The organism is Streptomyces sp. KL116D (assembly GCF_030766975.1).
Taxonomy (GTDB): domain Bacteria; phylum Actinomycetota; class Actinomycetes; order Streptomycetales; family Streptomycetaceae; genus Streptomyces; species Streptomyces longispororuber_A.
This window is the reverse complement of record NZ_JASERH010000081.1, coordinates 1-15,419: the sequence shown is the minus strand read 5'-3', so window position 1 is coordinate 15,419 and position 15,419 is coordinate 1. Positions and strand designations below refer to the sequence as shown.

Here is a 15,419-nt window from a genome sequence, read left to right as displayed (position 1 = left end):
CCTTGCGCGTACTGCTCACCGGACACCAGGGCTACCTGGGCACCGTGATGGCCCCGGTCCTCACGGCCGCCGGGCACGAGGTCGTCGGTCTCGACGCCGGCCTGTTCGCCGACTGTGTCCTCGGCCCGACGCCCGCGGACCCGCCCGGGCAGCGGGTCGACCTGCGCGACGTCACGGCCGAGCACGTGGCCGGGGTGGACGCCGTGATCCACCTGGCCGCGCTCTCCAACGACCCGCTGGGATCGCTCGCCCCTGAACTCACCTACGACATCAACCACCACGCGTCCGTCCGACTGGCCCGACTGGCCCGCGACGCCGGCGTGACCCGTTTCCTGTACGCGTCCACCTGCTCGGTGTACGGCGCCGCCGGCGGTGACGAACTGGTCGCCGAGGACGCCCCGTTGCGCCCCGTCACGCCGTACGCGGAGTCCAAGGTGCGCGTCGAGGACGACCTGCACGCCCTGGCCGACGACGACTTCACGCCGGTGTACATGCGCAACGCCACCGCCTTCGGCTACTCGCCGCGGCTGCGCGCCGACATCGTGCTGAACAACCTGGTGGGCCACGCGCTGCTGTCCGGCGAGGTCCTCGTCCTCTCCGACGGCACGCCGTGGCGCCCGCTGGTGCACGCCGCCGACATCGCCCGCGCCTTCACCGCCGCGCTGACCGCGCCCCGCGAGGCCGTGCACGACCGGGCCTTCAACATCGGCAGCGAGGTCAACAACGTCACCGTCGCCGAGATCGCCGAACAGGTCGCCGAGGCGGTGTCCGGCGCGAAGGTGCGGATCACCGGGGAGAACGGCGCCGACCCGCGCTCGTACCGGGTCGACTTCGCCCGCTTCCGTGCCGCCATCCCCGGCTTCGACTGCGAATGGACGGTCAAGCGGGGCGCCCTCGAACTCGCCGAGGCCTATCGGGAGTTCGGGCTGACCAAGGAGGACTTCGAGCAGCGCTTCACCCGCCTCGCCGTGCTCCGCGCGGCGTCCGACGCGGGCGCCGTCGACGACACCCTGCGGTGGCGCCGATGACGGCGGCCGGCGAGGAGATGCACGCACTGGTGCGGCGGCTGTACCCGCTGTGCCGGAGCATCACCGGCGACGGGGTGCGCGCCACCCTGGACATCGTCGGCGAGTACCTGCCGTTGCGGACGCACGAGGTACCGACCGGGACCCAGGTCCTCGACTGGACGGTGCCGCAGGAGTGGAACATCCGCGACGCCTACGTCGCCGACGCCACCGGCCGGCGGGTCGTCGACTTCGCCGCGTCCAGCCTGCACGTGCTCGGCTACAGCGTGCCGGTGGCGACGACCATGCCGCTCACCGAACTCCGCGCCCATCTGCACACCCTGCCCGACCACCCGAACTGGGTGCCGTACCGCACCAGTTACTACAAGCCGCAGTGGGGCTTCTGCCTGGCCCAGGAGACCCTCGACGCGCTGCCGGACGGCGAGTACGAGGTACGGATCGACTCCACGCTCGCCGACGGTCACCTCACCTACGCCGAGCACGTGATCCCCGGCCAGGTCCCCGACGAGGTGATCGTCTCCTGCCACGTCTGCCACCCGTCGCTCGCCAACGACAACCTGGCCGGCATCGCCGTGGCGACCTACCTGGCCCGGGCGCTCGCCGAGCGATCGCCCTACTACACCTACCGGTTCGTCTTCGCGCCCGGCACCATCGGCGCGATCACCTGGCTGGCCCGCAACGCGGACCGGATCGAGCAGGTCAAGCACGGCCTCGTGCTGGCCTGCGCGGGCGACCGCGGCTCGCTCACCTACAAACAGAGCAGACGCGGCGACGCGGAGATCGACCGGGTGCTGCGGCACGTGCTCACCACGTCCGAACGCCCCCACCGCGTCGACGAGTTCACCCCGTACGGCTACGACGAGCGGCAGTACTGCTCGCCCGGGTTCGACCTCGGCGTGGGCTCGCTCAGCCGCACCCCGTACGCGGGCTACCCCGAGTACCACACCTCGGCCGACAACCCGGACTTCGTCTCGCCCGAGGCGATGGCCGACACCCTCGCGGTGTGCCGCGAGGCGTTCGACGTCCTCGACCGCAACCGCAGCTACGTCAACCTCAGCCCCTACGGCGAACCACAGCTGGGACGACGCGGGTTGTACGAGGCGCTCGGCGGGCGCAGCGACACCCAGCAGGCCCAGATGGCCATGCTCTGGGTGCTCAGCCTCTCCGACGGCGAGCACAGCCTGCTCGACGTCGCCGAGCGGTCGGGGCTGCCGTTCGACACCGTCGCGGGCGCGGCCGACGCCCTGCACGGCGCTGGGCTGATCAAGGCATGACTCCGGTGACCACCGAGGGGGAGAAGACGACCACACCGGCGGCCCGGGCCGGACACGCCCGGCGGGCCATCGTCGGCCGGCTGTCCTGGGGACTTGCCGACCAGGCGGCCTCCAGCCTGTCCAACTTCGTGGTGGGCATCTACGTGGCCCGCTCCCTCGGACTGACCGCGTTCGGCGTGTTCAGCCTGGCCTGGGTGACCTACGGCGTGGTGCTCAGCGTCTCCCGCGGCCTGGCCACCGACCCGCTCGTGGTGCGGTTCAGCGGCGTGCCCGACGCGTCCTGGCGGACGGCGGTGGCCCGCTCGTCCGGCACCGCGCTCGGCGTCGGCGCCGCCCTCGGCGCGGTGTCCCTGGTGGCCGGGCTCGCCGTCGGCGGCCACGTGGGGCCCGCGTTCGCCTGCCTCGGCGTGGTCCTGCCGGGGCTCCTGCTGCAGGACGCCTGGCGGTTCGCGTTCTTCGCGGCCGGGACCGGCCGGAAGGCGTTCGTGAACGACGTCGTGTGGGGCGTCGCCCTCGTCCCGGCGATGGTCGTCGCGGCCCGCGTGGGCAGCGTGGCGGCCTTCGTGCTGGCCTGGGGCGGCTCCGCCGCGGTCGCGGCGGCGTACGGCTGGTTCCAGTCCGGCATCCGGCCCCGTGCGACCGGGGCCCGCGCGTGGCTGCGCGACCACCGCGACCTCGGCAGCCGCTACCTGATCGAGAACGTCGGGGTGAGCGGCGCCGGCCAGCTGCGCGCCTATGGGCTCGGCGCGATCGTCGGCGTCAGCGCGGTGGGCGTGGTGCGCGGCGCCGAACTGCTGCTCGGCCCGTTCATGGCCGTCCTGATGGGACTCTCGCTGGTCACCGTCGCCGAAGCGGCCCGGGTGCTGCGCCGGGCACCGCACCGCCTGGGCGTCTTCTGCCTGCTGCTCGGCGGCGTGCAGGCCGTCGCCGCGCTGCTGTGGGGCGCGGCGCTGCTGCTGATGCCGGACCGGCTCGGCGAACTCGCCCTCGGCGACGTCTGGCCCGCCGCGTCGCAGCTCATCGTGCCGGTCACGCTCGGCGTCGCGGGCGCGGGCCTCGGCACCGGCGCCGCGGCCGGACTGCGCGCGCTCGCCGCGGCCCGGCGCAGCCTGCGCAGCCAGCTGATCGCGTCCACCTGCTACGTCATCGGCGGGCTCGGCGGCGCGGCCGCGGCGGGCACGGTCGGCTCGGCCTGGGGCGTCGCCGCCGCGACGGTCTGCGGCTCGGCCGTGTGGTGGCTGCAGCTGCGGTCCGCCCTGCGCGAGCGCCGCCCCACCCCCATCCCCGAAGTGAGGACGACATGACCTCCCACCCCAGGCTGAGCATCGGCCTGCCCGTGTACAACGGCGAGGAGTACCTGGCCGAGTCGCTCGACGCGCTGCTGGGCCAGACGTACGAGGACTTCGAACTGGTCATCACCGACAACGCCTCGACCGACGGCACCCAGGACATCTGCCGCAAGTACGCCGCGCAGGACGCGCGCATCCGCTACATCCGGCTGCCCCGCAACATCGGCGCCGCACCGAACCACAACTACGTGTTCACCCAGTGCCACGGCGAACTCTTCAAGTGGGCCTCGCACGACGACCTGTACGCCAGGGACCTGTTGCGGCGCTGCGTGGACGCGCTGGACGAGCGACCTTCAGTGATCCTCGCCCACGCCGACCAGGCGGTCATCGACGAGGACGGCCAGGTCAAGGTCCCCTACGCGTACACGCTGGCCACCGACTCGCCGCGGGCGCCCGAGCGGTTCCGCAGCATGCTGTTCGAGCCCGGCGGCGACGACTTCTACGGGGTGATCAGGGCCGACGTGCTGCGCCGGGTCAAGCCGCACGACAGCTACCACCACGCGGACCGCACCTTCGTCGCCGAGATCGGTCTGCACGGACCCTTCCACCAGGTGCCCGAGCTGCTGTACTTCCGCCGCGACCACCCCACCCGCGCCGAGCGGGCCAACCCCTCCAAGCGCTCCCGGTGCGTCAACCTCGACCCGCGCAGGGCGGGCCCGCTGCACCCGACGCCCCGGCTGCTCGCCGAGTACGTCTGGGGCTTCGTCGCGGCGATCCGCCGGGCACCGCTGTCCGCCGCCGACCGGCGCGCCTGCTACCGCCACCTCGTCGAGTGGGCGACCAGCCGGGCCAGGCCGGGCGCCGGCGAGCGGGTCGAGGACCGGGCCCCGGTCGACCCGGCCAAGCTGACCGTCTCCGTCGACGACCTCGTCGCCGGCCGCGAGGGGAGGCGCACGTGACCGCCGTCCGCGTCGGGGTGTTCGGCCTGCTCGGCTCCGGCAACCTCGGCAACGACGGATCCCTCGAAGCCGTCCTCGGACACCTCCGCGCCGAGCACCCCGACGCGGCCGTGGACGCGCTCTGCGGCGGACCCGAGGCCGTCACGGCCCGGTACGGGATCCCCGCGACGCGGCTGCACTGGTACCGCGGCGAGTACCGCACCGCGTCCCGGGCGAGTGCCGTCGCGGGCAAGGGGATCGGCAAGCTCGTCGACGTCGTGCGCACCGCCGCGTGGGTGCGCCGGCACGACGTGGTGATCGTGCCCGGCATGGGCGTCCTGGAGGCCACCCTGCCGCTGCGGTCCTGGGGCTTCCCGTACGCGCTGTTCCTGCTCTGCGCCAGCGGCCGGCTTGTCGGCACCCGGGTCGCGCTGGTCGGCGTCGGCGCCGCCCCGATCGGCAACCGGCCGACCCGCACCCTGGTCCGCTGGTCGGCGCGGCTCGCCCGCTACCGCTCGTACCGGGACACCCAGTCCCGCGACGCGATGCGGGAGATGGGCGTGGACACCGCGCGCGACGAGGTCTACCCCGACCTCGCGTTCGCCCTGCCGACACCGCCCGCGGGCCCCGCGCCCGGCACGGTCTGCGTCGGCGTCATGGACTTCCACGGCGGCAACGACGACCGTGCCCGGGCCGACGAGATCCACCGGCGCTACCTCGACGGGACGACCCGGTTCGTCCGCGCCCTGGCCGACGACGGCAGGACCGTCCGGCTGCTCACCGGCGACGCGTGCGACGCCCCGGTGGTCGCCGCGATCCTCGACGCGGTCGACTCACCGCTGGTCACCGCCGCCGAAGCCGGTTCGCTCGCCGACCTGATGAAGGAGACGGCGGCCGCCGACACCGTCGTCGCCACCCGCTACCACAACCTCGTCTGCGCGCTGAAGGCCGGCACCCCGACCCTCGCCCTCAGCTACGCCGCGAAGAGCGACGCGCTGATGGACCGCATGGGCCTCGGCCCGTACTGCCACCCGGCCCGCGAGGTCGACGCCGACCTGCTGCTCGAACAGTTCCGCGAGGTCGAGAAGCGCTCGGCGGAACTGAGGACGACCCTCACCGAGCGGAACCGAACCGTCACCGCCCAACTCCAGCGCCAGTTCGCCGACTTGACCGCACTGCTGCGCCACGCCCCGAGGAAGGCTTCATGAAGGCAAGCGAAGTTCCGGAGATCACCGGAGCGTTCCTGTTCGAACCGACGCCGTACGCCGACGAACGCGGCTTCTTCTGCCGCACCTTCGACGCCGACGTGGTCCGCTCGGTGGGCCTCGACCCGGACGCCTTCGTCCAGGACAGCGTCTCCCGATCCGTGCGGGGCGTACTGCGCGGCCTGCACCTGCGGTCCGGCAAGGGCGAGGCCAAGCTGGTGCGCTGCTCGTACGGGCGGATCTTCGACGTCGTCGTGGACCTGCGGCCGGACTCCCCGACGTACCGCAACGTGGCCACGTTCGAGCTGTCCGGTGAGACGCAGACGACCCTCTACATCCCGGCGGGCTGCGCGCACGGCTTCCAGGCGCTGACCGAGACCGCCGACACCTCGTACCGGATCGACCGCCCGCACGATCCGGCCGAGGACGTGACGATCGCCCACGACGACCCCGAACTGGCCGTCCCCTGGCCCATGCCGCCGGTGTCGATGTCGGCACGGGACCGGGAGGCACCGGGCCTCGCCGAAGCACTCGCGGAAACGGGGAGTTGATCCGGACGTGGACACCGAGGACTTCCGGCTGCCCCGGTCGCACGAGGCCAACGAGCGGCTGCACGAACTGATCCCCGGCGGCGCGCACACCTACGCCAAGGGCGACGACCAGTACCCCGAACACCTGGCCCCGGTCATCAGCCACGGCCGCGGCGCACACGTGTGGGACATCGACGGCAACCGCTACGTCGAGTACGGCTCCGGCCTGCGGTCGGTCAGCCTCGGACACGCCCACCCGCGCGTCACCGAGGCGGTCCGGCGGGAACTCGACCGCGGCAGCAACTTCGCCCGGCCGTCCGTCCTGGAACTCGACGCCGCGGAACGCTTCCTGGCCACCGTGCCGACCGCCGACATGGTGAAGTTCGCGAAGAACGGCTCCGACGTCACCACCGCCGCGGTCCGCCTCGCGCGCGCCGTCACCGGACGCCGTCGGGTGGCGATCTGCGGCGACCATCCGTTCTTCTCCGTCGACGACTGGTTCATCGGCACCACCCCGATGTCCGCCGGAATCCCGTCGCAGACCACCGAGTTGACGGTCTCCTTCCCGTACGGGGACCTGGTCGCCACGGAGGAACTCCTCACCCGGTACGAGGACGAGATCGCCTGCCTCATTCTCGAACCCGCCGCCCACACCGAGCCGCCGCCCGGCTACCTCGAAGGACTGCGCGCCCTGGCCGACCGGCACGGCTGCGTCCTCGTCTTCGACGAGATGATCACGGGCCTGCGCTGGTCGGAGGCGGGCGCCCAAGGTCTGTACGGCGTCGTCCCCGACCTGTCCACGTTCGGCAAGGCGCTGGGCAACGGGTTCGCGGTCTCCGCGCTCGCCGGGCGCCGCGACCTGATGGAGCGGGGCGGGCTGCGCCACTTCGGCGACCGGGTGTTCCTGCTGTCCACCACGCACGGCGCCGAGACGCACTCCCTGGCGGCCGCGATGGCCGTACAGACCACCTATGTGGAGGAGGGCATCACCGCGCGCCTGCACGCGCTCGGCGAGCGGCTGGCCGCCGGGGTCAGGGACGCGGCGGCGGCCATGGGCGTCGCCGAGCACGTGGTCGTCAGGGGCCGGTCCAGCAACCTGGTCTTCGGCACCCTCGACCAGCACGGGCAGCCGTCGCAGGAGTACCGCACCCTGTTCCTGCGCCACCTCCTCGCGGGCGGCGTCCTCGCCCCGTCGTTCGTGGTGAGCAGCGCGCTCACCGACGCCGACATCGACCACACCGTCGACGTGGTCGCGCAGGCGTGTGCGGTCTACCGCAAGGCACTGGACGCCGGCGATCCCACGCCGTGGGTGGGGGGACGGCCGGTGAAGCCCGTCTTCCGCCGCCTGGCGTGAGGGGACGTCAGCCGGGCCGGCGCCGGGTGGCGTCCGCCGCCCGGTCGACCAGCCACCCGGTCGCCGGCACCACCGCGAGCGCGGTGCACCAGCCGCCGAGGGCATCGGTCGGGTAGTGCGCGCTCAGGGAGACCTGGGCCCACCCCATCACGGCGCCGGCCACCAGCCCCGCCCCGAGCACGAGCAGCGTGCCGGCCGCCCTGCCCAGGCCGAGCCGGCCGCTCACGAGCAGCGCCACCACGAGGGCGAGCGCGGTGGCGAAGGCGGTGTGCCCGCTCGGATAGGACAGATTGCCCGGACCATGAATGGTGCGTCCGACCAGGGACTTGACCACGGTCGCCGTCACCACGGACGCACCGGCCCCGGCGACGAGGAACACGGCCGCGCGGGGCCACCGCAACAGCAGCAGACACCCCACGACACCGACCCCGACGAGGATCGCCGCACCGGCGGGCTCCCCCCAGAAATCCGTGGCCAGCGCGACGCGCCGCCAGGGCGGCCCCACGCTGTCCTCCGTCGGCAACACGAACCACCGGTCCACCCGCCCCGACTCACTGTGCCCGGCGTACACCACCCCGACCAGAGCAACCACCGACGCGGCCACCCCCGCGACCACCCCGACCCACACCCGCACCACCCCGGGCAACACCTCCACCGCCACCGGCCGCGTCACCCCCCGCTCCACATCCACCACGCGCCCCAACGCGAGCCCCCCGTCGTCTAGCTCCCGAAGCCGGATCTCTCATCTGGCATCTTGGCGTATGGGGGTGGAGGGGGTGGGCGAAATCGACTGGGTGGGGAGATATCGGCGTAAAAGGGTGCTGGGGGTTGGCCGGAGACATGCCCTGGATCCCCGACTGGGCCCGGTCCCGCCGCTCCGAGACAACTGCCTAGGGCGCACTACGTCTCAGTTCTGTACGAACTTCTTCTTGCAAGATCCGAGTGCTTGTCCGCAGATCGCGGGTTTCGTCCCGAAGGCGCGTGCGAAAAGTCTCGACGTGTGAGGGGATGTCAGTTCTTTTGTACTCGCCGGCCAGCAAGCGGAGCTCCGCAAGGTGCTCGATGACGCTTCTCGCTGCGAGCAGGACGGTGCCACCGTCCGGGCCTTCGAGTTCCATCCGAACGTACAGATCGTTCAGCTTGTCGGCGACTTCGGAGACCCGCGAGTTCGCTCCACCCGCAAAGTCCAGGTCGCTGAACTGCTCGAGTTCCTTCGAAGTGAGTACGAACTCCGTGTAGATGCCCCGGAGGCTGTCCCAAACAGCGTGACTCCGCTGGGCGTTCGCATTCTCGCTCGGTTGTCGACCCGTTGACTTGTACGCCAGCATTCCTACGTATATCGCAGCTCCGGCCCCGATCAGTGCGGCGAGCAGGGTCGCGTCAGTCTCGGACATGCGCAAGATTGTTCCAGCTGTAAGAGGCGGACAGCAGTCCTTCGATGGAGATCCATGGCCTGCTCGCATCGAATCGCTGATGTCCGCCGGGTGCCTGGAAGGGCGGGGCGGAGCCCCCTCCAGGCACCCGACGTGAGGCTCTAGAAGAACCCGAGCTTCTGTGCCGAGTACGACACCAGAAGGTTCTTCGTCTGCTGGTAGTGGTCCAGCATCATCTTGTGGTTCTCGCGGCCGATCCCGGACTGCTTGTACCCGCCGAACGCGGCGTGTGCCGGGTACGCGTGGTAGCAGTTCGTCCAGACGCGGCCCGCCTGGATGGAGCGGCCCGCGCGGTAGGCCGTGTTGATGTCGCGGGTCCAGACGCCGGCGCCGAGGCCGTACAGGGTGTCGTTGGCGATCTTGATGGCGTCGTCGTAGTCGGCGAACGAGGCGACCGAGACGACCGGGCCGAAGATCTCCTCCTGGAAGATCCGCATGCGGTTGTTGCCCTCGAAGATCGTGGGCTGGACGTAGTAGCCGCCCGCCAGTTCGCCGTCGTACTCGATGCGCTGGCCGCCGGTGAGGACCTTCGCGCCCTCCTGCTGGCCGATGTCCAGGTAGGAGAGGATCTTCTGGAGCTGGTCGTTGGAGGCCTGGGCGCCGATCATCGTGTCGGTGTCCAGGGGGTGGCCGGGCTTGATGGCCTCGGTGCGGGCGACGGCCGCGTCGAGGAACTCGCTGTAGTGGCCCTGCTGGATCAGCGCGCGGGACGGGCAGGTGCAGACCTCGCCCTGGTTCAGGGCGAACATCGTGAAGCCCTCGAGGGCCTTGTCGCGGAAGTCGTCGTCCTTGGCCCAGACGTCGTCGAAGAAGATGTTCGGGGACTTGCCGCCGAGTTCGAGGGTGACCGGCTTGATGTTCTCCGAGGCGTACTGCATGATCAGGCGCCCCGTCGTGGTCTCCCCGGTGAACGCGACCTTCGCGACGCGCGCGCTGGAGGCCAGCGGCTTGCCCGCTTCCACGCCGAAGCCGTTGACGACGTTCACCACGCCCGCCGGGATCAGGTCCGCGACGAGGGACAGCCACACGTGGATCGACGCGGGGGTCTGCTCGGCCGGCTTGATGACCACCGCGTTGCCCGCCGCCAGCGCCGGGGCCAGCTTCCACGTCGCCATCAGGATCGGGAAGTTCCACGGGATGATCTGCGCGACCACGCCCAGCGGCTCGTGGAAGTGGTAGGCGATCGTGTCGTCGTCGATCTCCGAGAGCGACCCCTCCTGCGCGCGGACCGCGCCCGCGAAGTAGCGGAAGTGGTCGATGGCGAGGGGGATGTCGGCGGCCAGGGTCTCGCGGACCGGCTTGCCGTTCTCCCAGCTCTCGGCGACGGCGAGGAGTTCGAGGTTCTGCTCCATGCGGTCGGCGATCTTCAGGAGGATGTCCGCGCGGGCGCCCGGCGAGGTGCGACCCCACGCGGGCGCGGCGGCGTGCGCCGCGTCGAGGGCGCGCTCGACGTCCTCCGCGGTGCCGCGGGCGATCTCCGTGAACGGCTGACCGTTGACCGGGCTCGGGTTCTCGAAGTACTTGCCGAGGGCCGGCGGTACGTACTCGCCGCCGATGAAGTGGTCGTAGCGGGCCTGGTAGGAGACGACGGAGCCCTGCGTGCCGGGCGCTGCGTAACGGGTCATCTGGGGGCCTCCTGTGCGGGCTGCCCGCCGTTGGGCAGCTTTCGCGCCGGAGGTTAGGAGTGCCGACGTTGCAGCTACGTTGCGTCGTACCGAACAGTTACGTCGCGGCGTAGCCCTGTTCGCCGTCGAGCGCCGCCAGCCGGGCCAGGACCGGCGGCGTCGGGCGGGCCGCCGCGAGCGCCCGCCACACGTCGAGGTCGTCCTCGCCCCACGGCGCGTGCGCCCAGTCCGCGAGCAGGTCCGGATCGCCGCGCGCGACGAGCGCGGCCCGCAGCTCGTCGGCGAGCCTGCGCCGCACCCGCGCCACCGCGGGTGCCTGCGAGGCGGGCAGCAGCGGTCCCGTGTACGCGGACGCCGCCGCCGTCACCGCACCGGAGGCGAGGCGTCGCTCGACCGTGGCCAGGTCCGAGTCGACCGGCGCGGCCAGCCGGTAGGGGCGGGATCTGAGCACGTCCGGGCCCAGCACCCGGCGCAGCCGGGCCAGTTCGGCCCGCAGCGTCACCGGCGTCACGGACTCGTCCTCGTACAGGAAGCAGAGCAGTTCGTCGCCGGTCAGGCCCTCGGGGTGGCGGGCCAGGAGGACCAGCAGTTCGCTGTGCCGGCGGCTGAGCCTGATCTTGTGGCCCGACGGGGTGAGGAGCAGGGCCTCGTCGCGGCCCAGCACGTTCAGGCGCAGTCCCTGGTCCGTCGTGGACGGCGGTGTGAGCAGGGCGAGTTGGGATTCGGCGGCGCGCGCCACCGCCTGCACGAACGCCAGACTGTGCGGGTGCGCGAGCCCGTCGCCGCCGGTGATGTCGACCGCGCCGAGCAGCCGCCCCGACCGGGGGTCGTGCACCGGTGCCGCCGCGCACGTCCACGGCTGCACCTTGCGGATGAAGTGCTCGGCGGCGAACACCTGGACCGGGCGGTCGACGGCCACGGCCGTGCCCGGCGCGTTCGTGCCCATCGCGGATTCCGACCAGCGGGCACCCGGCACGAAGTTCATCCGGCCCGCCCGCTGCCGCGTCCCGGCGTGGCCCTCCACGTACAGGAGCCGGCCGTGCGCGTCGCACACCGCGAGGAGGTGCTCGCCGTCGGTCGCGAACGTGCCCATCAGTTCCCGGAACAGCGGCATGACCCGGGTCAGCGGATGCTCCGCGCGGTACGCCCCGAGATCCCCGTCCGTCAGCTCGACCGACGCCGAGGCGTCCGGGTTGACGTGGGCGCCCGCCGAGCGCCGCCACGACGCGGCGACCACCGGCCGCACCGGCCGGGCCACCGTGCCCGCCGCCGTGAAGCGCTCATGGGCACGGCGCAGCGCCCGCACCCGCTCGGACGGATCGGCGCCCGGCTCCAGGGCGACCCACGGATCGGTCAACTCGGCCTCCAGGAACGGCGATGCGGCGCTGGGGCCATCGTCGCTCCGGGGGAGCGGGTCGACAAGGAGCCGGACACAGATGTCGCGAGGTGGCACATGCCGCACACGGGTGTGGAGATCAGACGAAGTTGACCATCCTGATGTACCGCGTCCAGTCCCAGTAGGGGCCGGGGTCGGTGTGGTCGGTGCCCGGCACCTCGACGTGGCCGAGGATGTGCTCACGGTCCATCGGGATGCCGTAACGGGCGCAGATCGAAGCGGTGAGCGCCGCCGACTGCTGGTACATGGCGTCGGTGAAGTACTCCGGCTGATCCACCCAGCCCTCGTGCTCGATGCCGATGCTGCGCGTGTTGTAGTCCCAGTTGCCCGCGTGCCAGGCGACGTTCTTCTCCCGCACGCACTGCGCGACGTGCCCGTCGGCGGAGCGGACGAGGTAGTGGGCGGAGACCTGTTTGGCGGAGTTCTTGAAGATGGCGAGGGTGTCGGCGTACGTCTCCTGCGTGACGTGGATGATCACGTAGTCGATCGGATACGAGGAAGGGCGGCTGGACGCCGTGTAGTTGGAGGTGCTGGCGGGGACGGACTCGGCCGGCGGGTAGTCGACGGCCAGGGCCCGGGCGCCGGCCCGGCCCGCGGGCAGGAGTGCACCGGGCACGGCGGCCAGCGCACCGGCCTGGAGGAGACGGCGGCGGGTCGGGCGCGGGCGACCGGCCTGGTCGGGAACGTGTCTTGCTCGGTCCATGACGATCCTGCCTTTCGAAGGGCTCGGACGGTGGGGGGGAACCGGCGGCGCCGCGGCGCCCGTCAGCGCTCGGGGCGGGGCAGCGTCGCCGCGATCTCGCGCAGCCGGGCGTGGATGCCGCGGTGCGTCTCACGTGCGGGCAGCCACTCCTTGCGGAGCTTGGCGACGCACGTGTAGTTGGTGTCGCAGACGTTCGCGAGCGGTGACTCGACGGTCTGGGTGGCGAACTGGTACGCGTCCAGCTCACTGAATCCGTAGTCCCGTACGAGCCACTGCACCAGGTCGAGCTGGGAGATCCGGAACGCGTCCTCCAGCGGGCGCGCCGAACCGGTCGACACGATGTGGGTGTCCGACTCGATCCGCGGCCAGGGCGTCGCCACGCCCTTGAGGAGCTCGACGATGACGACGGTCCGCATGGCGCACTCCACGGCCACGCCGCACGTCTCGCCCTCGCCCTGCCGTGCGTGGCCGTCGCCGAGGCTCAGCAGCGCGCCCTCGACGTTCACCCCGAGGTAGCAGGTGACGCCCGCCCGCATCTCCGGCGTGTCCATGTTGCCGCCGTGCGCGTCCGGGACGAGGGCCGAGCGGACCTCCAGGTTCGCCGGTGCCACTCCCACCGTGCCGTGCATCGGGTCCATCGGCAGGTCGACGGTGAACTCGCCGTCCCGGGCGGCGAACCGGGCCGTGCGGCGCTCCCGGTCGAGCTGCCAGATCCAGACGGCCTCCTCCAGGGGCGGCTGCAGCGTGGCCGTGGTGTGCGTGGAGGTCAGCGCGCCGAACAGCGGCACGGTCGTGGACGCCGCCCAGTCGCGGGCCGGCTCCACCGACACGAAGTGCACGGCGACCGTGTCGCCGGGCTCCGCGCCCTCGACGTGGAAGGGGCCCGTCTGCGGATTGAGGTACGGGAACTCGCAGACCTGCGAGACGAGGTCCTTCTCCGACCGCACCCGCCCGGCGAAGCAGTCCTCGGTGAAGAGGTCCAGCACGGTGCCCGGCGCGATGCGCGCGACGGGCGGCGCTCCGCCGAACGTCCAGGCGTACTCGCCGGGTCCGGGCCGGACGGTCAGCATCCGGGGGTCGCTCATGACGGCGGTGCTCCGCTCTGCAGGGGGGTGGCCGCGAGGCGGTGGAGCGGCCTCGCGTGAAGTACGGTACGGCGCCCGCAGGTTGGGGCGGAAGAGGGCGCGACCCGCCTGTGGACAACCCGTTCGTTGTGAACAACCGCACGTCAGAGGTCCGAACCTCTGGCGAGTCCGAACTCTTGCGGGTGCGGGTGCGGGTGCGGGTGCGGGTGCGGGTGCGGGCCGCGGGGCGCCGAGTGGGGGCCGCGGGATGACGGGTGCCGGGTGCGGGCCGCGCCCGGGTGGCGGCACCTCGTCGACGGAGCCCCGCCGCCTCGGACCCGCCGCCCCGGGCCCGTCACTTCACGCCCCGGGTATCTGCCCCGCCACCCCGATCGGATCGTCGAGGACCGTGCGGACCACGGAGTGCGCCGCTCCGAGCAGCGGGCCGTCCGAGCCCAGGTGGGAGACGGCCACCCCGTCCTCGGGCGTGGCCGTGCGGCGCGTCAACTCGCGTTCCAGGGACGGCAGGAGCCAGGGGGCCAGGCGGGAGAGGGCGCCGCCGAGGACCACCGCGCGCGGGTCGAGGAGGTTGACCGCGCCGGTCAGGGCGATCCCGAGCGCGGTACCGGCGGCGCGCAGCGCACGCCGGGTGTCCGTGTCGCCCGCGGCCGCCCGCTCGGCGAGCAGCGAGACCCGGTCGGCGCCCGGTTCGACGCCGGCCGCGCGCAGCACCGCCTCCTCGCCCGCGTACTGCTCCAGGCAGCCGCGCCCGCCGCACGGACAGGCCGGGCCCTCGGGGCGGACCGGCACGTGGCCCAGCTCGCCCGCGAACCCCCGGGTGCCGCGCAGCAGCCGGCCGTCGACGACGAGGGCTGCGCCGATGCCGATCTCCGCCGACACGTGCAGGAAGTCCGCGGGGGACTCGGTGCCGAGCCAGAGTTCGGCGAGCGCCCCGAAGTTGGCCTCGTTGTCGACGGTCAGCGGGACGTCGCCGGGCAGCAGCGCGGCGACGTCGGTGCCGTGCCAGTCCAGGTTGGGGGCGCGCACCACGGTGTGGGTGCCGCGCGCGACCAGACCCGGCACCGCGACCGCGAGACCGGCCGGACGCAGCCCGGCAGCCTCGGCCTCCGCGCTCACCTGCCGCACCAGCGCGGCGAGTTCGGCCAGGACGGGCTCCGGCGCCCGGCCCCGGTTGCCGACCCGGCGCTCGGCGCGCGCCCGCACCTCGCCGCGCAGGTCCACCGCGCACACCGCCAGGTGGTCGACCCCGACCTCCGCGCCGAGCCCGGCCGGGCCCCGGCCACTGACCGTGAGCGCCGAACCGGGCCGGCCCACGCCGCCCGGCCGCTGCGGCCCCAGTTCCTCCAGGAGCCCGGCCCTGATCAGCTCGTCGACCAGCGTGGACACGGCGGCCCTGGTCAGCCCGATGTGCTGGGCGACCGCGGCCCGCGACAGCGATCCCTCGGCGGCGACCGCGTACATCACGCGGGACAGATTGCGGCGGCGCATGCCCTGCTGGGTGTCGGGCGTCCCCGGGCGGGACCGGTGCAGTGGTGCGGTCATGCGGCCATGTTCCCAGGGCG

The 15,419-nt window shown here is 72.6% G+C and carries 14 protein-coding genes; 7 read left to right on the top strand and 7 right to left on the bottom strand.

Translation table 11 applies throughout. The features are described from left to right. The first annotated feature begins 2 nt into the window (after nucleotides 1-2). Genes RBJ77_RS31050 through RBJ77_RS31020 form a run of 7 tightly spaced genes read left to right on the top strand, consistent with a single transcriptional unit; the run spans nucleotide 3 to nucleotide 7,615 of the window. The gene (locus tag RBJ77_RS31050; protein ID WP_372348014.1) at nucleotides 3-1,028 is read left to right on the top strand and encodes an NAD-dependent epimerase/dehydratase family protein; all 1,026 of its coding nucleotides are present in this window, start codon (nucleotides 3-5) and stop codon (nucleotides 1,026-1,028) included. Then, nucleotides 1,016-2,299 carry a DUF4910 domain-containing protein gene (locus tag RBJ77_RS31045; protein WP_372348013.1) on the top strand — a complete coding sequence of 428 codons (1,284 nt, stop codon included), beginning with the start codon at nucleotides 1,016-1,018 and terminating at the stop codon, nucleotides 2,297-2,299. The genes RBJ77_RS31050 and RBJ77_RS31045 overlap by 13 nt, the downstream gene beginning before the upstream one ends. Next, entirely contained in the window at nucleotides 2,296-3,603 is a 1,308-nt protein-coding gene (locus tag RBJ77_RS31040; RefSeq protein ID WP_372348012.1) for a hypothetical protein, read from the top strand. Before RBJ77_RS31045 ends, RBJ77_RS31040 begins: the two co-directional genes overlap by 4 nt. Next, complete coding sequence (locus tag RBJ77_RS31035) at nucleotides 3,600-4,547, top strand: glycosyltransferase family 2 protein (RefSeq protein ID WP_372348011.1); 948 nt, start codon at nucleotides 3,600-3,602, stop codon at nucleotides 4,545-4,547. The genes RBJ77_RS31040 and RBJ77_RS31035 overlap by 4 nt, the downstream gene beginning before the upstream one ends. Continuing rightward, a complete protein-coding gene (locus tag RBJ77_RS31030; protein WP_372348010.1) occupies nucleotides 4,544-5,734 on the top strand; it encodes a polysaccharide pyruvyl transferase family protein in 1,191 nt (396 codons plus the stop codon). The genes RBJ77_RS31035 and RBJ77_RS31030 overlap by 4 nt, the downstream gene beginning before the upstream one ends. After that, nucleotides 5,731-6,282 (top strand): dTDP-4-dehydrorhamnose 3,5-epimerase, encoded by a 552-nt coding sequence (gene rfbC, locus RBJ77_RS31025; protein ID WP_372348009.1) that lies wholly within the window; start codon nucleotides 5,731-5,733, stop codon nucleotides 6,280-6,282. Before RBJ77_RS31030 ends, rfbC begins: the two co-directional genes overlap by 4 nt. 7 nt (nucleotides 6,283-6,289) lie before the next feature. After that, entirely contained in the window at nucleotides 6,290-7,615 is a 1,326-nt protein-coding gene (locus RBJ77_RS31020; protein WP_372348008.1) for a glutamate-1-semialdehyde 2,1-aminomutase, read from the top strand. Between the two features lie 7 nt (nucleotides 7,616-7,622). Here RBJ77_RS31020 and RBJ77_RS31015 read toward each other — a convergent pair whose 3' ends face one another. From RBJ77_RS31015 to RBJ77_RS30985, 7 genes are all read right to left on the bottom strand, one after another. Beyond that, nucleotides 7,623-8,288, bottom strand: coding sequence for a phosphatase PAP2 family protein (locus RBJ77_RS31015; RefSeq protein ID WP_372348007.1), 666 nt, complete (start codon nucleotides 8,286-8,288; stop codon nucleotides 7,623-7,625). 217 nt (nucleotides 8,289-8,505) lie between these two features. Continuing rightward, nucleotides 8,506-9,009, bottom strand: coding sequence for a hypothetical protein (locus RBJ77_RS31010; protein ID WP_372348006.1), 504 nt, complete (start codon nucleotides 9,007-9,009; stop codon nucleotides 8,506-8,508). A 140-nt stretch (nucleotides 9,010-9,149) separates the two neighbouring features. After that, complete coding sequence (locus RBJ77_RS31005; protein WP_255972683.1) at nucleotides 9,150-10,673, bottom strand: aldehyde dehydrogenase family protein; 1,524 nt, start codon at nucleotides 10,671-10,673, stop codon at nucleotides 9,150-9,152. A 97-nt stretch (nucleotides 10,674-10,770) separates the two neighbouring features. Continuing rightward, complete coding sequence (locus RBJ77_RS31000; protein ID WP_372348005.1) at nucleotides 10,771-12,030, bottom strand: GAF domain-containing protein; 1,260 nt, start codon at nucleotides 12,028-12,030, stop codon at nucleotides 10,771-10,773. A gap of 118 nt (nucleotides 12,031-12,148) precedes the next feature. Further along, nucleotides 12,149-12,772 carry an N-acetylmuramoyl-L-alanine amidase gene (locus tag RBJ77_RS30995; RefSeq protein ID WP_255972679.1) on the bottom strand — a complete coding sequence of 208 codons (624 nt, stop codon included), beginning with the start codon at nucleotides 12,770-12,772 and terminating at the stop codon, nucleotides 12,149-12,151. A 62-nt stretch (nucleotides 12,773-12,834) separates the two neighbouring features. Further along, entirely contained in the window at nucleotides 12,835-13,857 is a 1,023-nt protein-coding gene (locus RBJ77_RS30990; protein ID WP_372348004.1) for an acetamidase/formamidase family protein, read from the bottom strand. 339 nt (nucleotides 13,858-14,196) lie between these two features. Continuing rightward, complete coding sequence (locus tag RBJ77_RS30985) at nucleotides 14,197-15,399, bottom strand: ROK family protein (protein WP_372348003.1); 1,203 nt, start codon at nucleotides 15,397-15,399, stop codon at nucleotides 14,197-14,199. Nucleotides 15,400-15,419: the final 20 nt, after the last annotated feature.